The sequence below is a fragment of the Streptomyces sp. NPDC051582 genome, assembly GCF_040681715.1.
Taxonomy (GTDB): Bacteria; Actinomycetota; Actinomycetes; order Streptomycetales; family Streptomycetaceae; genus Streptomyces.
Genome location: NZ_JBFAZJ010000015.1, coordinates 126844 through 150426, shown reverse-complemented (window position 1 = coordinate 150426; position 23583 = coordinate 126844). Strand labels below are relative to the sequence as shown.

The following is a 23583-nucleotide window of genomic DNA, read 5'->3' as shown; positions in this document are numbered from 1 at the left end:
CTTTCGACGTGACAGAGATTCGCAACGGGGCTTCCTGCTCCAGTCCCTCTCCGTTCCCGCTTGAGTGGGAGGTGGTATGGGAACGGAACGGGAACGGCCAGTCTAACGAGAAAACCGGGAGGTTATCCGGTATTTGATTGGCCGGATATCGATGTTCGGATATCGGTGGATTGCCGCTCAAGAAAAGGAGAGCCGGAGTTCCGCTTCGAGCCTTCCCAGATCCCGCGCATGGCCGTGAGCGGCGATATGACCGTCCGGCCGGATCAAGTAGTAGCCCGCGGCTCCGCATCCGGCCTGGGCGGCGGCGTCGCGGCGCTGGACCGTCACTTGCCGCAACAGTGGCCATTGCGCCACGATGTGGCCCAATTCCTCTTCCCAGCCCCTGTTCCCGTCCGGCACGACCACCAGATTCCAGCCGTGCGGGTCCGCGGCCGGTCCGGAGATCCCGTACGCGAGCGCCAGACGGCGCGGGAAGACCGCTCCGACCTCCAGCACGCCGGGCAGGGAACGCCGTACGCGGCAGCCCGTCCAGCCCGAGGGCTGCTGGGTGTCGCGGACCGGCGGGTACGAGAGCCGGCGGCCGGCCATCACCGGGGCGTAGAACTCCGAGACGATCCCGGTCCGGTCGAGGAGCCGGAAGGCGGCGTCGCGCGCCGCCACGCTGGCCTTGGACTTGAACAGCCAGGCCCGGGTCTGGAAGTCGGTGTCGCGCACGAGCTGGCGGGTGACCTCCGCACGCTCCTCGCCGTAAGAGGAGAGCAGGGAGGAGGGGGACTCGCCCCGGATCACCGAGGCCAGCTTCCAGGCGAGGTTGTGCGCGTCCTGGAGGCCGTTGTTCATGCCCTGCCCGCCGGCCGGGCTGTGCACGTGGGCGGCGTCGCCCGCCAGGAAGACCCGGCCGCGCTGGAACTCGCTCGCCCGCCGGGCGTGAACCCGGAACACGGCCTTCCAAACCGCCTCCTTGATCCGTACGCCGCGCGGTCCGCGCTCGTCGATGACGGCCTGCATCATGGCGGCGTCGACCTCGCCGCCGCCCTGGGGCATGACCGACAGGAAGCGGAAGATGCCGCCCGGGATGGGCACGATCACCAGAGCGCCGTTCGCGGACTGGTAGAAGTGGCACTCGTCCGGAGGTAGGTACCCATCGATGCGGGCATCGATGAGTGCGAAGGCCATCTCGTAAGTGGACCCCTCGAATCCGACGCCGAGTTGGCCTCGGACGGCGCTGCCGGCGCCGTCCGCGCCGACGACGAACGGCACCCGGATCCGCTGCAGCCCCTCGGGGGTCTCCAGCACCGCCGTCACGCCGTCGGTCGCCTCGATCCGGCCGGAGTAGTCCAGTCCGTCCAGGGCCAGCAGCCGCACCCCGCGCTCGATCTTGCCGCCGAGTTCATGCAGCCGCCGGGTGAGCAGCCGCTCGGTGACGTGCTGCGGCAGGGTGCGGCACGCCAGGTCGTCGGAGAATCCGAAGGAGGCCAGCGGGCGCCGTTCGGAGAAGTAGCTCAGCGTGTTGATCCGTACGGACTCCTCGTCGACCACGCCGCCCAGACCGGTGTCCTCAAGGATGTCGAGGGCGCGCGGCCAGACGGACAGGGCCTTGGGGGTCAGCATGGGTTCGAGGGCGCGGTCGATCACACGGACCCTGATGCCGCGCCGCAGCAGTTCGACGGCGGTCAGCAGTCCGGTGGGGCCGGCCCCGACCACCAGGACGTCCAGGTCGGACTCCCCGGCGGCGGAAACCGCTTCGCCCTCTCTCGTGGGCCGGCTCTCGCCGGCTATCAGGTCAGCCATGGCCTCTGGGACTCTCTCAGTCGGTGCGGACGCCGGTGGTGACGGAGTTCTCCGGCTCGGTGGGCAGGCGGTCGAGGCTGATGCCGAAGTGCGTCTTGTACGCGGCGATGACCTCGGCGTCGTCTTGCAGGACGGTCTTCGAGCGCTGGTCGCCGTCGACGACGTTCAGGTGGCGTCCCTTGAGGGTCACCAGACCGTTCTCGGTGCGGATGGAGCAGAACAGGGCCTGCATGAAGGAGGAGTCGGGCGCCGTGCGGTACCACCACAGCGACGGGGCGTAGTCCTCGATGCGGACCGGGGTCTCGACCACCTGGTACAGCGGGCGGCCGCCGAGCCACAGGTCCACGGTGCCGGGCTTGTCCTCGACGTCCTTGAGCTGGTACTCGCCGTGCGGGTCGCTCTGGACCTCGCGGCTGTTCCAGTCGAGCGGGAAACGGCTGTTGCGGCCGAAGCCGGTGTCGACGAGGTACGCGTTCTCGCCGATGGTCACCTTGAGGGCGAGGTGGCCGAGGAACGGGCCCACGCCCTCCGGCCGGTGCACGCGGCCCGGCAGGATGTCGACCTCGTAGCCCAGGGCCTCCAGGACGAAGCCGAGCGCCGGGTTGACCTCGTAGCAGCCGCCGCCGCGGCTGTCGATCGCGACCTTGTCCACGGACCGCTTGTCCATGTGGATCTCGCGGCCTTCGAGGTGGTAGTCGAGGTTCTCGAACGGGACCGACAGCACGGCGCGTTCGGCCAGGTGCCGCAGACCGGCGAGGTCCGGCTGCGCCGGGCGGGTGGCGCCGATCCGGGTGAGGTAGGCGTCGACCCGGGCGTCGTCGATCGGGGTTGCGTCCAGCATGGGATCTCCTTGAAGGGTGTCGCTCTCCGGCGGGGCGGGGAGCGCAGGGAGGGGAGGGGTGTGCGGGAGGTGACTACCAGCGGATCAGCGACAGGCCGAGGGCCATGCCCCCGCCGAAGCCCGCGAGCAGGACCAGGTCGCCCTCGGCCAGACGGCCCGAGCGGGCCGCGCGGTCGAGGGTGATCGGGACGGAGGCGGAGCCGGTGTTGCCGTACCTCTCGTACGTGGTCCAGGTGCGGTCGATGCCCACTCCGATTTCCTCGGAGAGGTTTTCCAGCATGCGTCCGTTGGCCTGGTGCGGAACGAAGTGCGCGATATCGGCCGGGGTGAGTCCCCGTTCCGAGAGGAATGCCTCGATGGCGGGCGGGACGTTGTCGGCGACGAAATCGCGGACGCCCCGTCCGTTCATGGTGAAGTACTGGAGTCCCTCGGCGAGGACTTCCGGGGTCGCCGGAATGCGGCTGCCGCCGCCGGGGACTTCGATCAGGTGGCGGTCGGCCGCGTAGCTGGCCAGCCGGTTGGACAGGACGCCGCGGTCCTCCCCGGCCACCGGGCCGAGGACGACGGCGCCGGCGCCGTCACCGAACAGGATCGTGGTGCGCCGGTCCTCGCGATTGAGGATCCGGGAGTAGACGTCGGCCCCGATGACCAGCGCGTAGCCCTCGCCGGAGGAGGCCGCGAGCATGCCCTGGGCCGTGGTCAGGGCGAACAGGAAGCCCGTGCAGACACCGTTGACGTCGAAGGCGGCGGTGCCCTGGTCAGCGCCGAGCTCGTCGGCGACCACGGAAGCCGTCGGCGGCTGCGGCTGGTCGGGGGTGGAGGTCGCGACGACGATGAGGGACAGCTGACGGGCGCGGATGCCGGCACTCTCCAGTGCCGCCCGACCCGCGATCACCGCGAGATCGGATGTCGCCTCATCGGGCTTGGCCCAACGGCGTTCGCGTATTCCCGTCTTGCCGAGTATCCATTCGTGATCGACTCCGGCCGGCGCTCCGACTTCTTCGTTGGAGACGACATGAGCCGGTACGTACGACCCCGTACCGAGCACGCCCACCGAAAAAGCATTGCGCGCACCGTGATTTCCCGTCGTGATCATTTCTACGACTCCTCAACACTGCGTGAAACTCATGGTTCCGTCCCGGGGAAATGCCGACAACGGCGTCCGTGGGACCTTGTCAGGTACGGGGCCGCGGGGCGGTCCGGGAGGCCGGACCGCCCCGCGCCGCGTCAGGCGGCGAGCATCCGCGCGGTCAGCGAGGCCAGGAGGTCCCCGGTGATGCGCGGTCCGTTCTGTGTCAGCACCGACTCGGCGTGGAACTGCATCGAGGCGAAGTGCGGCCCGCGCAGGGCGTGCACCTCCCCGGTTTCCGGATCGCGGCTGATGTCCAGGCGGCCGACGCCCGGGACGACGGCGCTGTCGACCAGGGAGCGGGCGGCGAAGGTGTTGTAGAAACCGACCCGCTCCGGCCTGCCGAAGAAGTCGATCTCCTTCTGCACGCCCTGGTTGGGCTCGCTCCGGCGGACCAGGTCGAAGCCGAGCGCGGTGGACAGCACCTGGTGGCTGAGGCAGACGGCCAGGAAGGGCCGCCGTTCGTCCAGCAGGGTCCGTACCGCCGTGCGCAGATGGGCGATCTTGGGGTGGGTGCCGTCCCGGGGGTCGCCGGGGCCGGGGCCCATGACCACCAGGTCGTGCCCGTCGAAGGAGTAGGGCTCGTCGAAGCGGCGGATCGTCACGTCCAGGCCGATGGAGTCCAGCTGGCGGGCGATCATCGCCGTGAACGTGTCCTCGGCGTCCACCACCAGCACCCGCCGGCCGGCCAGCGCCGGATCGACGGAGGCCCGGTCCCGGTCCTCCTTGAGCCAGTAGCCGGCGATCGTGCGGTTGCGGTCCTCCAGGGCCGCGCGGACGGTGGGGTGGCCGGCGAAGCGTGCGGCGGCGCCCTGCGACTCCAGGGCCGCGAGCAGACCGGCGGCCTTGGCGGCGGTCTCGGCCACCTCCGACCACGGGTCGGAGTGGCGCACGAGGGTGGCGCCGACCCCGATGCGCACCTCGCCGCCGGAGCCGATGTCGGCGGTGCGGATCAGGATGGAGGAGTCCAGCGCGTCCCCGCCCTGTTCGTCGCGGCCGATCAGTGCCAGTACGCCGCTGTAGTAACCGCGGCCCTGCGGCTCGTACTTGGCGATCACCTGAGCCGCGCTCTCCAGCGGGCTGCCGGTGACGGTCGGGGCGAACAGGGTCTCGCGCAGGATCTCCTCCGGGGGCCGCGTGCTGCGTCCCTCGATGAAGTACTCGGTGTGGGCGAGGCGGGCCATCTCCTTGAGGTACGGGCCGTCGACGCGGGCACCGCCCTCGCAGATCCGGGCCATCATCTTGAGTTCCTCGTCCACCACCATGTAGAGCTCGTCGACCTCCTTGGTGTCGGCGAGGAAGTCCATCACCTCCGGCAGCGAGGGCCCGGCCGCCGGATAGCGGTACGTGCCGCTGATCGGGTTCATGACGGCGGTGCCCTCGCGGAGGCTGACGTGCCGCTCGGGGCTGGCGCCGACGAGCGTGCGCTCGCCGGTGTACACGACGAAGGTCCAGTAGGCGCCGGACTCCCGCTGCAGCAGCCGCCGGAAGAGGGTCAGCGCGTGGCCGGTGGAGTACGAGCGGATGCCGGTGGTCCAGGACCGCTTGAGGACGAAGTTGGCGCCCGCGCCCTCGCCGATCTCGTCGGAGATCACTCGGCGCACGGTGTCCGCGTACTCCTCGTCGGAGACGTCGAACGACCCTCCGTCGAGGTCGATCGGCAGGTCGGGGATCCGGGTGAGGGCCTCGACCAGCGAGATCCGCTCCTGCCCGGTGACGGTCATCGCGACCAGCGGGGTGTCCTCGTCGGGGGCGGCGAAGCCCCGTTCGGAGATCTGCCGGTACGGGATCAGCGCGAGCACCTCGTGCCGGGCGCCGTCCGCCGCGGCCGGCCCGGCCGGCCCGTCCGCGGCGGACGCGGCACCTGACGCACGGAGCTGCGCCAGCGAGTCGACGGTGGCGCTCTCGCCGATGATCACGTCGAGGATTCCGGGACCGGTGGCCTCGGGACGGTAGAGAAGGGCGAAGGGTGGTGGATTGGGGCCCAGGATGCGGGCCAGCAGGGGAGAGGTCATCCCGCGATCTCCTTGGCGGTGGTGACGACCGCGCACCGCTTGGACGCGTAGTCGATGGCCAGCCGGTGCTCCAGCTCGCTGAAGTCGCCGATCGCGTCCGCGACGAGGAAGGTCTGGATGTCGTGGCTGAAGGACTCGATGGCCGTGGTCAGCACGCCGACGTGCGCGTAGACGCCGCAGATGACGAGCTGGTCCCGGCCGGCGGCGCGCATGCGCTCCAGCAGGTCGGTGTTGAAGAAGGCGCTGTAGCGCCACTTGGTGCAGACCCAGTCCTCGGGGTCGGGTGCGAGCGCGGGGACCACCTCGCGGTCCTCGGGGGTCGTACGCATCCCCGGACCCCAGATGTCGGCGAGCAGCCCGCGCTGCTCGGGGGTCATGCCGCCGGGCTGGGCGGTGTAGGCCACGGGGGCGCCGTGGGCCTTGAAGTGCTCGCGCAGCAGCACGGCGTTGTCGGTCAGCTCGCCGCGCAGCGCTTCGGGGAAGGGCGCGAGGAAGTAGCGCTGCATGTCGTGGACGAGCAGTACGGCCCGGTCAGGGTCGAAGGTCCACTGCGGTATGGACGGGGGAAGGTCTCCCGCGGTCGGGAGGGGATAGGGCTCGATGGTCGGTATGCCGGCCATGACTGTCCTCTCGGATGTCTGTTCCTCAAAAGGGGTGCGCAGGAGGGGGCGGGGCGGTCGGCGGCGGGCTCACGCGCCGAGCGTGGCTCCGCCGTCCACGGTCAGGACGTGCAGGGTGATGTGCGCCGCCCGGTCGGACAGCAGGAACATCACGGATTCGGCGATGTCGTTGGTCCGGGCGAGCTTGCCCAGCGGGATGCCGACCTTGAAGGACTCGGGGCTGCCCGCGATGGTCCGCGCGGGGCCCTGCTCGTCCTCCCACATCGAGGCGAGCATCGCCGTGTCCGTGGATCCGGGGGCGACGATGTTGCAGCGGATGTTGTGCTTGGCCACTTCCAGGCCGAGGGTCTTGGTGAGCATGGTCGCCGCCGCCTTGGACGCGCCGTACGCGCCCATGGCGGTGCGCGGGGTGCCGGACGCGTTCGAGGCGACGGTGACGATGGCACCGCGGTTGCGGGGGATCATCCGGTTGACGGCGGCGCGGGACAGCCGGAAGACGCCGCTGACGTTGACCTCGAAGGTCTGGAGCCAGTCCTCGTCGCTGAAGTCGCGCACCTCGCCCAGGCGCAGGATCCCCGCCGTGTTGACGAGGAAGTCCAGCGGGCCCAGTTCGGACTCGACCGCGTCGACGACGGCCTCGACCTGGGCGGTGACGGTGACGTCGGCCGGGTGGGCGTGGACGTCCAGCCCGTCGGCGACCAGCTTCTCCACCGACTCCAGGAGCCGTTCGGCGTCCCGGTCGACGGCGGCCACCGTCGCGCCCTCTTCGGCGAGCCTGCGGGCTACGGCAAAGCCGATGCCTCCTGCGGCTCCGGTGACGAGGGCGACCTTGTTCTCCATGTCCAATCTCCCTGCTGGTTCAGGCTCGCCATTGCGTCACCACGGCGTAGGCCTGGTTCGGGTTGAGGCGGGGGTCGCACAGGCTCGTGTACCTGTCTCCGACCGTGTGCAGCTGGTCGTCGCCGGTCGCGCACTCGGTGACGTCGTCCGGGGTGGTCTCCAGGTGGAGTCCGCCCGCGACGCCGCCGCCCTGGGCCACGGCCGCCTGGAAGCCCTGGATCTCCTTGACGACGGTGTCGACGAGACGGGTCTTGTGACCGCCGGGGGCGGAGAAGGTGTTGCCGTGCATGGGGTCGGTCAGCCAGACCACCGGGTGGCCGGCCTGGCGTACCGCGTCGACGAGCGAGGGCAGGCGCTCGGCGACCAGGTCGGCGCCCATGCGGGCGATCAGGGTGAGGCGGCCGGGCTCGCGCCAGGGGTCGAGGCGCCGGCAGAGCTCGATGAGCTCCTCCGGCTCCATCGACGGTCCCACCTTGCAGGCGACCGGGTTGACGACCCCGGCCAGCATGTCGACGTGGGGGCCGTCGATCTGGCGCGTGCGCTCGCCGATCCACGGGAAGTGGGTCGAGGTCAGCAGCGGGCTGCCCTCCTCGTCCCAGCGCATCATGGGCAGTTCGTAGTCGAGGAGCAGTGCCTCGTGGCTGGTCCACACCGGCGGGCAGATGCCGGAGCGGCGCGCCGGGTCGGTCCAGCCGAGGTGGGCCATGGCCTGCGCGGCGGAGCGGTATCCGGAGAGCAGGCGGAAGGGGTCGGGGAGGCGCTCGGCCAGGCCGGCCTCGGGGCCGTTGACCATGTGGCCGCGGTAGACGGGCAGTTCGACGCCGTCCACGACCTCGGTCGGGCGCGAGCGCGGCTTGGCGAACTGGCCGGCGAGCCGGCCGATCCGCACCACCGGCTTGTGCGTGACCATCTTCAGCGTGCCGGCGAGCATGTCGAGGAGGGCGGACTTGCGGGCGATGTACCCGGCGTCGCACTCCGCCGGGTCCTCGGCGCAGTCGCCCGCCTGGACGATGAAGGCCTCGCCCGCCGCCACCCGCGCGAGGTGGGAGCGCAGGCGGCGGACGTCTCCGGCATTGACCAGCGCGGGACGCTGGGAAAGATCGTCCTTTACTTTGGCCAGGTCGGGGGAATCGGCCCAGTCGGGCTGTTGTAGGGCCGATGCTTTTCTGACGGTGAGGGATGCAGTAACCACAGGAAACTCCCAGGAAATGGGCCCAAGTCTTGCGCATGGGCAGAACTGAGGGGTGGCGGATTATCGATGCTGCTGGGGAATTGGTGCGGCACCCACTGGCCGATAGTCACTCCGTCAGGTGGGGCGGGCGCACCTGACGGAGCCGCGTCCCGATGGATAAGTCGCACCTGATTGAAAAGTGTCAGCGGGTTTCCCGTGGCGGCCGCTGCGAACAGAATCCGAACCATGCATGCCGCCTATATCGAACAGTTGGGTCCCGCAGAGCTCATCCGCTTCGGTGAGCTGCCCGCTCCGCGGCCGGGGCCGTCCGACGTGCTCGTCGAGGTCGACGTCGTCTCCGTCAACCACGTCGACACCTTCGTCCGCTCGGGTGCCTGGAGCACCCCCCTCGACTTCCCCTTCGTGATCGGCCGGGACCTCGTCGGGACCGTGCTGTCCGCCGGCGCCGCGGTCGCCCACCGCTTCGCGCCCGGCGACCGGGTCTGGTGCAACAGCCTCGGGCACGACGGCCGCCAGGGCGCCGCCGCCGAGCAGGCCGTCGTCCCGGCCGAGCGGCTCTACCCGCTGCCCGAGGGGGTGGACCCGGTCGACGCGGTGGCCCTCGCGCACCCCGCCGTCACGGCCTACCTCGCCCTCTTCGACCAGGGCGGCATCGCCGCCGGCGACACCGTGCTGGTGCTGGGCGCCGCCGGCAACGTGGGCAGCGCGCTGGTCACGATGGCCGCGCACGCCGGAGCCCGGGTGATCGCCACGTCCTCGCCGCGCGACTTCGACTACGTACGGGGGCTCGGCGCAGCCGAGGTCATCGACTACAACGACCCCGACGTGCCGGCCAGGGTCCGCGGGCTCAGCCCGGACGGGGTGGACATCCACGTGGACACCTCGGCCCGCAACGACCTGGAGACCGCGGTCGACCTGCTGGCGAGCCGTGGCCGCATCGTGCTGCTCTCGGGCATGCGCACCCGTCCCGTGCTGCCCGTGGGACCGCTGTACCTCAAGGACTGTTCGGTGCGCGGCTTCGCGATCTCGCACGCCACCGCGGGCCGGCTGGCGGCCGCCGCGGCCCACGTGAACAAGCTGACGGCGGCGGGGCTGCTGCGCCCGCGCGGCACCGAGGTGCTGCCGCTGTCGGCGGCGGCCGAGGCGCACCGCCTGCTGGACGAGGGCAAGGTGACGGGAAAGCTGGTGCTGCGCGCCCGTTCCTGACGTACACATCTGCGGAATAACTGCGAGCGGCGCCGCGGGATCATTATCGCGGCGCCGCTCCGGCATGCCTTTATTTTCCTTGTGCAATACACGGGTAAAAGACCTGATGGACCTGCGATAAGAGCCTTGAGTGGAGATTCGCAGAGCAGCAGTATTTCGGCCATGACGAACTCCATCATCGACTCGACCCCGCTTTTCGAGGTCCGCGCGGACATTCCCGTCGCGGCCACCGCGCAGGAGATCTACGACGTCGTCAGCGACCTGACCCGGAGCGCCGAGTGGAGCCCGGAATGCATGGGCGGCGAGTGGATTTCCGGTGAACCTTCAACCGTCGGCGCGGTTTTCCGCGGCGAGAACCTGCGCGCCGAGGACGTCGTCGGCTGGGCCCCGCTGGTGCGCGGCACCTGGTACACCGAGGCCCGCGTCACGGCTGCCGAGCCCGGTCGCACCTTCCGCTGGATGATGCTGACCCACGCCCAGGAGGACCAGGAGTCCGTCTGGGGCTTCGACATCGAGCCCGCCCAGGAGGGCTCGGTCCTCGTGCACCACTTCCGCATGGGCAAGGCCACGGCCGGCATCCACAAGATCGTCGCCGACCTGGACGAGGTCCAGCGCAAGCAGTTCATCACCGACTGGACCGAGAAGCTCGTCGGGGACCTCGACGCCACCCTCGCCCGCATCCGCGACGTCGTCGAAGGCCGCTGAGCCCGCGTTGCCGCACCCGGACGCCGGCACCGGCTTCCCTCCCGGTGCCGGCCCACTCCCCGTACGTCATCGAAGACACTCTTGAGAGAACGAGGCCATGCTTCTCCAGCGCATAGGAAACAAGGGCATCCGGCTGGGTACGCTCTTCGACCGAGCGGCCGCCCGCACCCCCGCGGGCCTCGTGGTCATGGACCACGACCTGGACATCGCCCCGCAGCTCGGGCGCCGCCCCACCTTCACCGAACTCGCGGACCTGGTCGACGACTTCGCCTCACGGCTGTGGTCGGTCGGCGTACGGCCCAACCACCACGTCGTCGTCCACAAGGCCGACGGCTTCGACATCTCGCTGCTGGCCTGCGCGATCGCCCGCATCGGCGCGATCCCGGCCCTGCTGTCCCCGAAGCTGGACGGCGAGACGGTCGCGACGCTGGTGCGCCGCATCGACCAGCCCTTCCTGATCACCGACCAGGAAAAGCTCGACACCAACCTGCCGGCCGAGATCTTCGACATCACGGCCGGCGTGCTGCTGACCTCGGGGTCCTACGAGAGGACCGTCGAACTGGCCTCCCTCGCGGGCGTCCCCCGCGTCCAGGCGATCCCGATGCCGCCGGAGCACCCCACCCTGATCACGCACACCTCGGGCACCACGGGCACCCCGAAGCTCGCCGTCCACACCGGCCACACCTTCGAGGCCCGCTACCGCCCGCAGGCGACGGTCTTCTCGGCCGTGCCCAAGCGCGAACCGGTCGCGGTCCACGTGTCGTTCGTCCACTCCCGGATGTTCACGGCCATGCCGATCTCGATCCTCCAGGGCCACACCCTGATCGTCCTCAAGGAGGACGACCCGGAGACCGTCGGCGACATCTTCTCCCAGGTGCCGCCCGGCTTCATCGAGGCCCACCCCAACACGTTCCTGCGCTGGGAGGAGCTGGCCGAGGACCCCCGCGGGCCCCTCGCGAACGTCAAGTACTTCAGCTCGACCTTCGACGCCATCCACCCGCGCACGGTCAGCATCCTGCTCAAGGCGAGCAAGCGGAAGAACGCGCTCTTCGCCCAGGCCTACGGCCAGAGCGAGGTCGGCCCGATCGCGGCGCGCACCTACACCCGCAAGGGCGGCGCCGACTTCGACGGCCGCTGCGTCGGCTCCCCGTTCCCCGGCATGACCGGCGTCCGCGTCGTCAGCCGTGACGGCAACCCCGTCACCAAGGACAACCCGGGCTTCATCGAGATCAAGTCCGACGGCCGCATCATCACCTACCACTCCGAGCACGAGCGCTGGGAGAAGCAGGTCAACGACGGCTGGTGGCGGATGGGCGACCTCGGCTACCGCACCAAGTGGGGCTGCCTGCACCTGCTCGACCGCGAGGTCGACGAGATCCCGGGCATCGGCTCGACCCTGGAGATCGAGGACAAGCTCTTCACCCGGCTGCACGAGCTGATCGAGGTCATCATCATCCCCGGCCCCGACGGGGTCCCGGTCCCGGTCGTCTGCACCCGCGACGACAAGCCGCTCGACCTGATCGCGTGGAAGTCCGCGGTCATCGGCCTGCCGAAGCTCGCCGCGCCGGTCCAGTGGCGTCTGGAGGACGTCCCGCAGACCTCCACCACCAAGATCAAGCGCCTCGAACTCGCCCGACTGGTCGCGGGCGGGGCGGAAGCCGGGGCCGAGGCGGACGCCGACGCAAAGACCGGCACCGAGGTCCCTGCCGAAGCCGCCTGAGTGGATCCCACCCCGCATCCCCACAGCATCGGAGAATTCGCATGAGCAGCTCGTCCGTTGAGATAGCCGTCGTCGGCGCCGGCCCCCGCGGCCTGTCCGTCGTCGAGCGACTGGTCGCCAACGAGCGGGAGAACCCCGTTCACGACTCGGTCGCCATCCACGTCGTGGACCCGGCCGCGCCCGGCGCCGGCCAGGTCTGGCGCTCCGGCCAGTCACGCCACCTGCTGATGAACACCGTCGCCTGCCAGATCACCGTCTACACGGACGAGAGCTGCAAGATCGACGGCCCGATCGAGCCCGGTCCGACCCTGTTCGAGTGGGCCAAGTCCCTCTCCGTCCTGGGCCAGTTCGGCGACTACGACGAGGGCACCCTCGCCGAGGCCGCGGCCATGGGCCCGGACACCTACCCGACCCGCGCCTTCTACGGCAACTACCTCAGCGAGTGCTTCCAGCGCGTCATCGTCGGCGCCCCCAAGCACGTCAGCGTCCACGTCCACCGCTCCCGCGCGGTCGCCCTCGCCGACACCCTCGGCATCTCCGGCGGCCCGCAGGGCGTGCGCCTTCAGGACGGCACCCGCCTCAACGACCTCGACGCCATCATCCTGGCCCAGGGTCACGTCCCCGCGCGGCTGACCCCGCGCGAGGCGCGCACCGCATCCCTGGCGCGCATCCACTACCTGACCTACCTGACGCCGGGCAACCCCGCCGACAAGGACCTCGCGGCGATCAAGCCCGGCCAGACGGTGCTCGTCCGCGGCCTGGGGCTGAACTTCTTCGACTACATGGCGCTGTTCAGCCACGGCCGCGGCGGCTCCTTCGTCCGCGACGAGGACGGAAAGCTCACCTACCGCCCGTCCGGCCAGGAGCCCCGGCTGTACGCCTTCTCCCGGCGCGGCATCCCGTACCACGCCCGCGGCGACAACGAGAAGGGCGCGTACGGCCGCTACTTCCCCAAGCTGCTGACCCCGGACTACGTGAGGGCGCTGCGCCAGCGCGCCGCGGACGGCGGCAAGGTCACCTTCAAGGAAGACCTGTGGCCCTTCATCTCCCTGGAGGTGGAGAGCGTCTACTACGGCGCCCTGCTCGCCGCCAACGGGCAGCCGGAGGAGCGCGAGGCGTTCGCCGAGCGCTACCTGGAGACCGAAGACGCCGAGGGCCGCGCCTGGCTGCTCGCCGAGTACGACATCCCCGAAGAGCAGCACTGGAGCTGGGAGAAGCTCTCCATCCCCTACGGGGACCGGGAGTTCGCCGACCGCGACGACTTCCAGAGCTGGCTGGTGGAGTACCTGGCGGCCGATGTCGTCGCCGCCCGCCAGGGCAACCTCAGCGGCCCGATCAAGTCCGCCCTGGACGTCCTGCGCGACCTGCGCAACGAGGTCCGGCTCGCCGTCGACCACGGCGGCCTCGACGGGGACTCGCACCGCGACGACCTGGAGGGCTGGTACACCCCGCTCAACGGCTTCCTCTCCATCGGCCCGCCGGCCACCCGCATCGAGGAGATGATCGCCCTCATCGAGGCGGGGGTCCTGACCGTCACCGGACCCGGTACCCAGGTCCGCATCGACACCGACACCCAGACGTACGTGGCCGCGTCCGCGTCCGTTCCGGGGCCGCAGATCAAGGCGCAGGTGCTCATCGAGTCCCGGCTGCCCGAGCCCGACCTGCGGCGCACCTCCGACCCGCTGCTCCAGCACCTGCTGGACACCGACCAGGCGAAGCCGTACGTCATCTCGGGCGAGCAGGGCGGTTACCAGACCGGCGGCCTCGCGGTCACCGAGCGCCCGTACCGGCTCATCGACGCGCGGGGCACCGCCCACGCGCGCCGCTTCGCCTACGGGGTGCCGACCGAGTCGGTCCACTGGGTCACGGCGGCCGGCATCCGGCCCGGCGTGGACTCGGTGACGCTCGGCGACTCCGACGCGATCGCCCGGGCCGTCCTGGCCCTCCCGCCGGTCGCGAGCCTGCCGGCCGGGATCCGCGCGGTCGCCGACCAGCCGGCCGACGACACCCTGCCCGGCGTGATCGTATGACCGGCGAGGGTCCTCTCGTGGACGCCGGCCTGCTGTCCCCGGTGCGGGCCGGCACCGAGGTCGAGACGGCCGTCGGCGACCGGGCATGGCTCCAGGCCATGCTCGACGCCGAGGCCGCCCTGGCCCGGGCCCAGGCGAGCCTCGGCACCCTCCCGGGGGAAGCCGCGGCCGCCATCACCGAAGCGGCACAGGCCGATCGTTTCGACCTGAGGGCCCTCGCGCTCGCCTCGCGGGAGACCGCGAACCCGGTGGTGGGCCTCGTCCAGGCCCTCACCGCGCAGGTCCGCGGCATCGATCCGAAAGCCGCGGACTTCGTCCACCGGGGCTCCACCAGCCAGGACATCTTCGACACCGGCGCCATGCTGGTGGCCGCCAGGGCCCTGCGCCTGATCCGGGCGGACCTCGCCCGGACGGCGCAGGCCCTGGCGGGCCTCGCCGGCACCCACCGCGACACCCTGATGCCGGGCCGCACCCTGGCCCTGCACGCCGTACCCACGACCTTCGGACTCAAGGCCGCCGGCTGGCGCGCCCTGGTCCTCGACGCCGACGCCCGCCTGGCCCGCGTCCTGGACGAGGGCCTGCCGGTCTCCCTCGGAGGGGCCGCCGGCACCCTCGCCGGCTACCTCGAATACGCCGACATCGACCGCCCCGACGTGGCGGCCGACACCGAGCACCCCTACCTCGACCGGCTCGTCGACGCCTTCGCCGCCGAGACCGGACTCGCCCGCCCCGTGCTGCCCTGGCACGCGCTGCGCACCCCGCTCGCCGATCTCGCCGCCGCACTGGCCTTCACCGCCGGAGCCCTCGGCAAGATCGCGGTCGACGTGCAGGCGCTGACCCGGACCGAGGTGGGCGAGGTCGCCGAACCCACCGCCGCCGGCCGCGGCAGCTCCTCGGCCATGCCGCACAAGCGCAACCCGGTGCTCGCCACCCTGATCCGCGCGGCGGCCCTCCAGGTCCCGGTGATCGCCGCCGGACTGACCCAGTGCCTGGTCACCGAGGACGAACGGGCCGCCGGCGTCTGGCACGCCGAGTGGCAACTGCTGCGCGAATGCCTGCGCCTGGCCGGCGGAGCCGCCCACACCGCGGTCGAACTGGCCGAGGGGCTGGAGGTCCGGCCCGGCCGGATGCGGGAGAACCTCGACCTCACCGGCGGCCAGGTGGTCTCCGAGCGCATCGCGGCCCGCCTCGCCCCGCACCTGGGCAAGGCCGCCGCCAAGCAGCTGCTGACCGAGGCCTCGACCGCCGCCGCCGCGAGCGGGCGGCCCCTGGCCGCCGTACTCACCGCGATGCCCGGCCACGGACTCGGCGCGGACCGCATCGCGCGGCTCTGCGACCCGGCCGGGTACAGCGGCGCCGCCGGCGCACTCGTCGACCGCGCACTGGCCGACGCACCGCAGTCCCCACCACCGGGATCAACCGTCTGACAGACAAAGGGAGAAACCAGGTCATGAGTGCCACGCGATCAGCCAAGGGGCGCTGGATCGAGGACTGGGACGCCGAGAACGAGCAGTTCTGGGAGCAGGGCGGCAAGCGCGTCGCCCGGCGCAACCTCTACCTGTCCGTCGTCTCCGAGCACATCGGCTTCTCCGTCTGGAGCATGTGGTCGGTCCTGGTGCTCTTCATGACGCCCGCGATCGGACTCGGCTTCGCGCCCGACGAGAAGTTCCTCCTCGTCGTCACCCCCACGCTCGTCGGCGCCCTCCTGCGCCCCTCGTACAGCTACGCCGTCACCCGCTTCGGCGGCCGCAACTGGACCGTGTTCGCCTCGGCGATCCTGTTGATCCCCGCCGGGCTCACCGTGTTCTTCATCCAGCGCCCCGGCACCCCGCTGTGGGTGTTCCTGCTGATCAGCGCCCTGGGCGGGGTCGGCGGCGGCAACTTCGCCTCCTCGATGACCAACATCACCGCCTTCTTCCCGCGCCGCCACCAGGGCTGGGCGCTGGGCCTCAACGCCGGCGGCGGCAACCTCGGCGTCGCCGCCGTGCAGCTGCTGGGCCTGCTCGTCATCTCCACCGCGGGCGACACCCACCCGGCGTACATCGCCGCCACCTACCTGCCGCTGATCGTGCTCGTCTCCCTCTGCTGCGCACTGAAGATGGACAACATCGCGACCGTACGGACCGACCCGGGCGCCCAGCGCGAGGCCCTCGCCCAGCGCGACACCTGGCTGATCTCGCTCCTCTACATCGGCACCTTCGGCTCGTTCATCGGCTACGGCTTCGCCTTCGGCCTGGTCCTGCAGACCCAGTTCGGCTCCACCCCGCTCCAGGCGGCCTCGTACACCTTCCTCGGCCCGCTGCTCGGCTCCTTCTCCCGCCCCTTCGGCGGCTGGCTCGCCGACCGCTTCGGCGGCGCCCGCATCACCCTGCTCACCTTCGGCGGCATGGGCATCGGCACCGGAGTGCTGCTCCTCGCCTCCGCACGCGACTCCCTGACGATCTTCATCACCGGATTCACCGCCCTGTTCGTCCTGAGCGGCATCGGCAACGGCTCCACCTACAAGCTGATCCCCGCGGCCTTCACCCGCCAGGCCGAGGCACGCATCGTCCGGGGCGAGGACGCCACCCGCGCCTTCGCCGCCGCCCGCCGGCTGTCGGGCGCCGCCATCGGCATCTCCGGCGCCATCGGCGCGCTCGGCGGAGTCGCCATCAACCTCGCCTTCCGCGGCGCCTACAGCGGTGGCGCGAGCAACGGCACCCCCGCCTTCCTGTCCTTCCTCGGCTACTACGCCCTCTGCGCCGCCGTCGTCTTCACGGTGTACGTGCGCCGCGAGCGTGCGGCCGCCGCCGCCCCGGCGGCGAGCGAGCAGCAGACGGTGGCAGCCGCCACCCGCCCGGAGAACGTCCATGTCTGACCGGATACCGCCCGAGGACGCCGCGACCGTACGGACCCACTGCCCGTACTGCGCCCTGCAATGCGGCACCCTGCTGAGCCGCGAGGACCGGTCGGGCGGAGCCGACGTGCAGCCCGACCCGGACTTCCCCGTCAACAGCGGCGGCCTGTGCCAGAAGGGCTGGACGGCCCCCACCCTGCTCACCACCCCCGACCGGATCCGGACCCCGATGGTCCGCGACGCCGGCGGGACCCTGCGCCCCACCGACTGGGACACCGCCCTCGACACCGTGGCCGCCGGCCTCGCCCGGATCCGCGCCGAACACGGCGCCGACGCCGTCGGCGTGTTCGGCGGCGGCGGACTCACCAACGAAAAGGCCTACCTGCTCGGCAAGTTCGCCCGCCTCGCCCTCGGCACCAGCCAGATCGACTACAACGGCCGCTTCTGCATGTCCTCGGCGGCCGCCGCCGGGAACGCCGCCTTCGGCCTGGACCGCGGACTGCCCTTCCCCGTCACCGACCTCGGCGCCGCCGACGTGATCCTGCTCGCCGGGGCCAACCCCGGCGAGACGATGCCCCCGCTGATGCGCCACCTGAGCGCCGCCCAGCTGATCGTCATCGACCCGCGCCGCACCCCCACCGCCGCCCGCGCGGCCCTGCACCTCCAGCCGCGCCCCGGCACCGACCTGGCCCTCGCCCTCGGTCTGATGCACATCCTCGTCGTCGACGGCCACGCCGACCGGACCTACGTCGACCGGCGCACCAACGGCTTCGAAGCCGCCTGGAAGCGCGCCGCCTCCTGGTGGCCCGAGCGCGTCGAGAAGGTCACCGGCGTACCCGTCAGCGACATGCGCGAGGCCGTGCGGATGCTCGCCGCCGCCCAGCGCGCGTACGTCCTCACCGGGCGCGGCGCCGAACAGCACAGCAAGGGCACCGACACCGTCGCCGCCTTCATCAACCTCGCCCTCGCCCTGGGCCTGCCCGGCCGGGAGGGCAGCGGATACGGCTGCCTCACCGGCCAGGGCAACGGCCAGGGCGGCCGTGAGCACGGCCAGAAGGCCGACCAGCTGCCCGGCTACCGGATGATCACCGACCCGGCGGCCCGCGCGCACGTGGCGGACGTCTGGGGCGTCGACCCCGAGGTCATCCCGGGCCCCGGCCGCAGCGCCTACGAACTCCTCAGCGCCCTCGGCACCGACACCGGCCCCCGCGCCCTGCTCGTCTTCGGCGCCAACCCGGTGGTCTCCGCCCCGCGCGCCGACCGGGTCGCCGAGCGCATGGCCTCCCTGGACCTGCTCGTCGTCGCCGACTTCGTGCCCTCCGAGACCGCGCGCATGGCCGACGTGGTGCTGCCCGTCACCCAGTGGGCCGAGGAGGAGGGCACCATGACCAACCTCGAAGGCCGCATCCTGCGCCGGCGCCGGCTGCTCGACCCGCCCCCCGGGGCCCGCTCCGACCTCGCCGTCCTGCACGCCCTCGCCACCCGCCTCGGCGACCTCCCCGAGCGCTACCCGGTCGAACCCCGGGCCGTCTTCGAGGAGTTGGGCCGCGCCTCGCGCGGCGGCGGCGCCGACTACTCGGGCATCAGCTACGACCGCCTCGACGCGGGCGAGACCCTGCACTGGCCCTGCCCGCAGACCCCCGAAGGCGAAGCCGCCCACCCCGGCACCCCCCGGCTCTTCCTCGACCGCTTCGCCCACCCCGACGGCCGGGCCCGCTTCGCCGAGGTGGAGCACCGCCCGCCCGCCGAGGAGACGCACGCAGAGCACCCCCTGTACGCCACCACCGGCCGGGTCCTGGCCCAGTACCAGTCCGGGGCGCAGACCCGCCGGGTGCCGCAGCTGGCCGCCGCCGCCCCCGAGGTGCACGTCGAGGTGCACCCCGACACGGCCGCCCGGGCCGGACTGACCGACGGCGGCCACGCCCGGGTCAGCTCCGCGCGCGGCACCACGCTCGCCCGGGTCCGCCTGGACCCGACGCTGCGCGCCGACACGGTCTTCCTGCCGTTCCACTTCCCGGGCGCCGGGCGGGCCAACCTGATCACCAACGACGCGCTCGACCCGCGCAGCCGCATGCCCGAGTTCAAGGTGTGCGCGGTCCGCATCGAACCGGCGGAGCTCGAATTCCCCGAGACGGACGCCGGGAGCGACGGCATCGAGGACGACTTCGAGGACGACGCCGTCGACATCGTGCTCGCCTCCGCGCCCGGCCCCGGCCAGGGCCCCGCACTCCTCCAGGACGCCCGCCCATGACCACGTACTCCACCGCGCCGATCCTCGTCATCGGCAACGGTCCCGCCGCCCACCAGATCCTCGACCGGCTGCGCCACTTCGGCTGCGAGGACCCCGTCACCGTCCTCGGCGCCGAGGACACCCCCGCCTACCACCGGGCCCTGCTCACCTCCGCCCTCGACGGCAGCCTGCCGATCGAGGCCATGGAGCTGCCGCCGCCGCCCGGCGACACGACGATCCGCACCGGGGTCTGCGCCGTCCACATCGACCGGGTCCGGCGCCGCGTGCACACCGCGGACGGGGACGTCTTCCCGTACGCCCGGCTGATCCTGGCCACCGGCGCCACCCCGCTCCTGCCCGACCTGCCGGGCCTGCGCACCCCCGACGGGCGCCCGGCCGCCGGCGTCGCCGTCCTGCGCACCCTCGCGGACTGCACCCGGCTCACCGCCCCGGCCGTCGTGGCCGCCCGGACCCCCGTGACCATCCTGGGGGCCGGATCCCTCGGCGTCGAAGCCGCTTTCGCGCTCGCCCTCAAGAACCGGCCCGTCACCCTCGTCCACCCCCGCCCCTGGCCGATGGACCACCTCCTCGACGCGACCGCGGGGGCCCTCGTGAGCGACCGGCTCACCGCCGCCGGAGTCGAGCTCGTCGCCGGCAGCGCCGCCACCGCCTACACCCCCGCCACCGCCGACGCCCCCGGCGCCCTCACGCTCGCCGACGGCGCCACCCTGCCCGCCGACACCCTGCTGCTGTGCACCGGCGTCCTGCCCGAGACGGGCCTGGCCCGCACCGCGGGACTGGCCGTGCGCACCGGCATCCTCGTCGACGACTGCATGCGCACCGACGACCCGCTGATCCACGCCATCGGCGACTGCGCCGAGCACCGCGGCAACCGCGGCGGATCCCTGGCCTCCGGCTGGGCCCAGGCCGAGGCGCTGGCCCGCCACCTGGCCCACGGGGCCCGCGGCGTGGCCCCCGCCCGCCGCGTCCTGCGGCCCCGGATCGCCGGCCCCGGCCTGGTGGTCCTCGGCATGCCGGGCGCCGCCCCCTGCGACGAGACGATCACCCTCAACGACCCGGCGAACGGCCGCTACGCGCGCCTGGAGCTGACCGGCGAACACATCACCGCCGGGGTGCTGCTCGGCTTCGACCGGGCCATCGCCACCACGACCGAGCTGTACGTCCACGACGCGCCCGTCCCCCGCGACCGGCTCAGCTTCCTCATGGGACGGGCCCCGCGCCTGACCAAGGCCGGCTCCGAGGAGATCACGCCCGAGACCGTCATCTGCCTGTGCAACAACGTCACCCATCAGGACCTCACCCGGGCCTGGCACGCCGGGGCGCAGGGGCTCGCCGAGCTCGCGAGCGCCACCCGAGCGACCACCGGCTGCGGTGGCTGCGCCCGCCAGGTGGAGTCCATCTGCACCGTCCTGGCCTCCACCACGCCTGCCGCGACCGGCAGTTGACCCGGCGCGGAGGCCCTCACCCCGCAAAGGAATCCCGCATGACCACCCGAACCCTCGTCGTCATCGGACACGGAATGACCGGCCACCGGCTCGTCGAGGAGCTCCGCTCCCGCGACCCGGACGGAACCTGGCGGGTGGTGGTCCTCGGCGAGGACAGACACCCCGCCTACGACCGGGTCAGGCTGTCGTCCGCCCTCGACGACAAGACCCCGGCCGAGCTGAGCCTCGTGAAGCCGGCCCTGTTCGACGACGCCCTGGTGGAGTTCCACACCTCCACCAGGGCCGTCGGCATTGACCGCGGGGCCCGCGTCGTCACCCTTGAGGACGGCGGCCGCGTCCCCTACGACGCACTGGTCCTGGCCACCGGATCGGTGCCCTTCGTCCCGCCCGTCCCCGGCCGCGAACTGCCCGGCGTCTGCGTCTACCGCACCCTCGACGACCTCGACGCCATCCGTGAGACCGCCACCCGCACCACCACCGGCGTGGTGATCGGCGGCGGCCTCCTCGGCCTGGAGGCCGCCAACGGCCTGCGCCTGCTGGGACTTTCCCCGCACGTGGTGGAGATGGCCCCGCGGCTCATGCCCGTCCAGATCGACGAGGGCGGCGGCCGGGTCCTGGACCGGCTCGTCACCGGGCTCGGCGTCACCACCCACCTGGGCGTGGCGACGAGCCGGATCGAGGCGGGCGACGACGGCCGCGTGGCCCGCCTGGTCTTCGCGGACGGCACGTCCATCGAGACGGGCCTCGTGGTCTTCTCGGCCGGGGTGCGGCCCCAGGACTCCCTGGCCGGTCCCGCGGAGCTGCCGCGCGGCGAGCGCGGCGGCTTCCTCGTCGACGACCACTGCCGCACCGAGGACCCGTACGTCTGGGCCATCGGAGAGTGCGCGGCCGTCGAGGGCCGCTGCTACGGCCTGGTGGCCCCCGGCTACCGGATGGCGGAGGCCGTCGCCTCCCAGCTGCTGGGAGAGGGCCCGGCCCGCTTCCCGGGGGCCGACATGTCCACGAAGCTCAAGCTGATGGGCGTGGACGTCGCCTCCTTCGGCGACGCCCACGCGCAGACCCCGGGCGCGCTGGAGTTCGTGCGGGAGTCGGCGGGCGGGGAGGTGTACGCCAAGCTCGTCCTGGACTCGGAGGGCGACAGCCTCCTCGGCGGGATCCTCGCCGGCGACGCGGCGGCCTATCCGCGGCTGCGGTCCCTGCTGGGCCGCGAACTGCCCGACTCCGCGGAGGCCCTGCTCGCCTCCGTCTGATCCGCTTCCCGCCCCGCGCCGCCGGGGGGTGTCCCGACTCCGGGACACCCCCCGGCGGCCTTTGCGTTCCGTACCGCTTCCCCGCTTCCCCGCTTCCCCGCTTCCCCCGCCCCGCGCGCACGGGCCACGGCGAAAGCCCCTACCCGGCGGGGTAGGGGCTTTCGCCGTGCGGTGCGTGTCGTGCTGCCGGATCAGACGCCGGCGGTCTGTGACTCGCGCTCGGCGGCGGGCGCGGTCTGCGCCTTCTGCTCGGGCTTCTTCAGGCCCAGGGCGATCAGGCCGGTGATGACGATGCCGACCGCGGCGATGAAGACCGCCTTCTGGATGCCGTCGGTGGTGGCGGAGCGCAGCGCCTCACCCGTCTGGCCCTCCAGGCCGGAGTTGGCGATGGCGACCAGGACGGCGAGGCCGACGGCGCCACCGATCTGCTGGGTGGTGGAGGCGACACCGGAGGCGATGCCCTGCTCCTCGGGGGCGACGCCGATGGCGGCGGCACCGAACATCAGGGTGTAGCCGGCGCCCTGGCCGAGGCCCATGATGATCAGGCCGGGGACGAGGGCCCAGTACGAGGCGTCCGTGGCCATGGTGATGCCGACGATCGCGGTGCCGATGACACCGATGACCATGGCTCCGACCATGATGGCGCGGATGCCGTGCTTGGTGGCGAGGCCACCGGCCGTCTGGGCGCCGATGGCGATGGCGACCATCGGGACGAGGAAGGCGACACCGGTCTCCAGCGGGCTGTAGCCGTGGACGCCCTGGAAGTAGACGGTGAGGAAGTACAGCAGGGTGCCGAAGGTGGCCATGTAGAAGAAGGTCACGCCCACCGCGGTGGTGAGGTTGCGGTTCTTGAAGAGCGACAGCGGCAGCAGCGGGTCCGCGGACTTCTTCTCGATGACGAAGAAGGCGATGAGCAGGACCACGCCGACGGCGAGGGCGCTGAGGACCTCGCTGGAGGCCCAGCCGGACTCGGGACCCTGGACCAGGGCGAAGACGATCGCGGTGATGCCGACCGTGGAGGTCAGGGCGCCCAGCAGGTCGAAGCTGCGGCCGGCGTTGCGGGCGGCGTCCGGCTTGATCAGCGGGAAGGCGAGCAGGGCGGCGATGCCGGCCAGCGGCACGTTGACGTAGAAGACCGACTCCCAGCCGAGGGACTGGGTGAGCACGCCGCCGAGCAGGGAGCCGACGATCATGCCGCTGCCGCCGGCGGTGCCCCAGACGGCGAAGGCGCGGTTGCGCTCCTTGCCCTCCGCGAAGCTGGTGGAGACCAGGGTCAGGGTCGCCGGGAAGAGGAAGGCGCCGCCGATGCCCTGGATCGCGCGGGCGGCGATGAGCACCTCGGGGCTGCCGGCGAGGCCGCCGAGCAGGGAGGAGCCGGCGTAGAGGGCGAGGCCCAGGACGAACATGCGGCGCGGGCCGAACAGGTCGCAGGCACGGCCGCCGAGGAGCAGGAACCCGCCGAAGGCGACGGCGTAGGCGCTGACGACCCACTGCAGGGTCTGGGCGGAGAAGCCGAGTCCGCTGCCGATGTCGGGCAGGGCCACGTAGACGATGTTGTAGTCGATGGAGATGATCAGCTGGGCGAAGGCGAGCAGCGCCAGGGTGAGGCCGAGGTGCTTGCGCCGGCCGTCCTGGTTCTGGGTGGTTGACATGGTGTACAGCTCCCGGGGTCGGGTCGGGGGTCGATGGGTCGTACCTGGTGCGGTGCGATG

General features: G+C 72.0%; 17 protein-coding genes. 9 read left to right on the top strand and 8 right to left on the bottom strand.

Features of this window, described 5'->3' with window-relative positions; translation table 11 throughout:
• Nucleotides 1-177 precede the first annotated feature (177 nt).
• The 7 genes from AB0M92_RS21085 to AB0M92_RS21055 all read right to left on the bottom strand — a co-directional run bounded on the left by AB0M92_RS21085 (nucleotide 178) and on the right by AB0M92_RS21055 (nucleotide 8428).
• Nucleotides 178-1791 (bottom strand): FAD-dependent monooxygenase, encoded by a 1614-nt coding sequence (locus AB0M92_RS21085; protein WP_366103765.1) that lies wholly within the window; start codon nucleotides 1789-1791, stop codon nucleotides 178-180.
• A 16-nt stretch (nucleotides 1792-1807) separates the two neighbouring features.
• Entirely contained in the window at nucleotides 1808-2632 is an 825-nt protein-coding gene (locus AB0M92_RS21080) for an arylamine N-acetyltransferase (protein ID WP_366103764.1), read from the bottom strand.
• Nucleotides 2633-2705: 73 nt separating this feature from the next.
• Nucleotides 2706-3728, bottom strand: coding sequence for a ketoacyl-ACP synthase III (locus tag AB0M92_RS21075; RefSeq protein WP_366103763.1), 1023 nt, complete (start codon nucleotides 3726-3728; stop codon nucleotides 2706-2708).
• Nucleotides 3729-3859: 131 nt separating this feature from the next.
• Nucleotides 3860-5776, bottom strand: coding sequence for an anthranilate synthase family protein (locus tag AB0M92_RS21070; protein ID WP_366103762.1), 1917 nt, complete (start codon nucleotides 5774-5776; stop codon nucleotides 3860-3862).
• The gene (locus AB0M92_RS21065) at nucleotides 5773-6396 is read right to left on the bottom strand and encodes an isochorismatase family protein (protein WP_366103761.1); all 624 of its coding nucleotides are present in this window, start codon (nucleotides 6394-6396) and stop codon (nucleotides 5773-5775) included. The genes AB0M92_RS21070 and AB0M92_RS21065 overlap by 4 nt, the downstream gene beginning before the upstream one ends.
• A 69-nt stretch (nucleotides 6397-6465) precedes the next feature.
• Nucleotides 6466-7236: a 2,3-dihydro-2,3-dihydroxybenzoate dehydrogenase gene (locus AB0M92_RS21060; RefSeq protein ID WP_366103760.1), complete on the bottom strand. Its 771-nt coding sequence runs from the start codon at nucleotides 7234-7236 to the stop codon at nucleotides 6466-6468.
• Nucleotides 7237-7255: 19 nt separating this feature from the next.
• Entirely contained in the window at nucleotides 7256-8428 is a 1173-nt protein-coding gene (locus AB0M92_RS21055) for a 3-deoxy-7-phosphoheptulonate synthase (protein WP_366103759.1), read from the bottom strand.
• A gap of 225 nt (nucleotides 8429-8653) precedes the next feature.
• Between AB0M92_RS21055 and AB0M92_RS21050 the strand changes: the two genes are divergently transcribed.
• From AB0M92_RS21050 to AB0M92_RS21010, 9 genes are all read left to right on the top strand, one after another.
• Nucleotides 8654-9634 carry an NADPH:quinone reductase gene (locus AB0M92_RS21050; protein WP_366103758.1) on the top strand — a complete coding sequence of 327 codons (981 nt, stop codon included), beginning with the start codon at nucleotides 8654-8656 and terminating at the stop codon, nucleotides 9632-9634.
• A 162-nt stretch (nucleotides 9635-9796) separates the two neighbouring features.
• Nucleotides 9797-10339, top strand: a complete 543-nt coding sequence (locus AB0M92_RS21045) for an SRPBCC family protein (RefSeq protein WP_366103757.1) — start codon at nucleotides 9797-9799, stop codon at nucleotides 10337-10339.
• A 97-nt stretch (nucleotides 10340-10436) separates the two neighbouring features.
• Nucleotides 10437-12059 carry an AMP-binding protein gene (locus AB0M92_RS21040; RefSeq protein ID WP_366103756.1) on the top strand — a complete coding sequence of 541 codons (1623 nt, stop codon included), beginning with the start codon at nucleotides 10437-10439 and terminating at the stop codon, nucleotides 12057-12059.
• 41 nt (nucleotides 12060-12100) lie between these two features.
• Entirely contained in the window at nucleotides 12101-14089 is a 1989-nt protein-coding gene (locus AB0M92_RS21035) for an FAD/NAD(P)-binding protein (protein WP_366103755.1), read from the top strand.
• Nucleotides 14086-15516, top strand: coding sequence for a 3-carboxy-cis,cis-muconate cycloisomerase (gene pcaB, locus AB0M92_RS21030; protein ID WP_366103753.1), 1431 nt, complete (start codon nucleotides 14086-14088; stop codon nucleotides 15514-15516). The genes AB0M92_RS21035 and pcaB overlap by 4 nt, the downstream gene beginning before the upstream one ends.
• A gap of 23 nt (nucleotides 15517-15539) precedes the next feature.
• Entirely contained in the window at nucleotides 15540-16946 is a 1407-nt protein-coding gene (locus AB0M92_RS21025; protein ID WP_366103752.1) for a nitrate/nitrite transporter, read from the top strand.
• Nucleotides 16939-19176 (top strand): molybdopterin oxidoreductase family protein, encoded by a 2238-nt coding sequence (locus AB0M92_RS21020; RefSeq protein WP_366103751.1) that lies wholly within the window; start codon nucleotides 16939-16941, stop codon nucleotides 19174-19176. Before AB0M92_RS21025 ends, AB0M92_RS21020 begins: the two co-directional genes overlap by 8 nt.
• Nucleotides 19173-20621, top strand: coding sequence for an FAD-dependent oxidoreductase (locus AB0M92_RS21015; RefSeq protein WP_366103750.1), 1449 nt, complete (start codon nucleotides 19173-19175; stop codon nucleotides 20619-20621). Before AB0M92_RS21020 ends, AB0M92_RS21015 begins: the two co-directional genes overlap by 4 nt.
• Nucleotides 20622-20659: 38 nt before the next feature.
• The gene (locus tag AB0M92_RS21010; RefSeq protein WP_366103749.1) at nucleotides 20660-21871 is read left to right on the top strand and encodes an FAD-dependent oxidoreductase; all 1212 of its coding nucleotides are present in this window, start codon (nucleotides 20660-20662) and stop codon (nucleotides 21869-21871) included.
• A gap of 191 nt (nucleotides 21872-22062) precedes the next feature.
• On the opposite strand, the gene AB0M92_RS21005 is transcribed toward AB0M92_RS21010, so the two are convergent.
• The gene (locus AB0M92_RS21005; protein WP_366103748.1) at nucleotides 22063-23523 is read right to left on the bottom strand and encodes an MFS transporter; all 1461 of its coding nucleotides are present in this window, start codon (nucleotides 23521-23523) and stop codon (nucleotides 22063-22065) included.
• Nucleotides 23524-23583 lie beyond the last annotated feature (60 nt).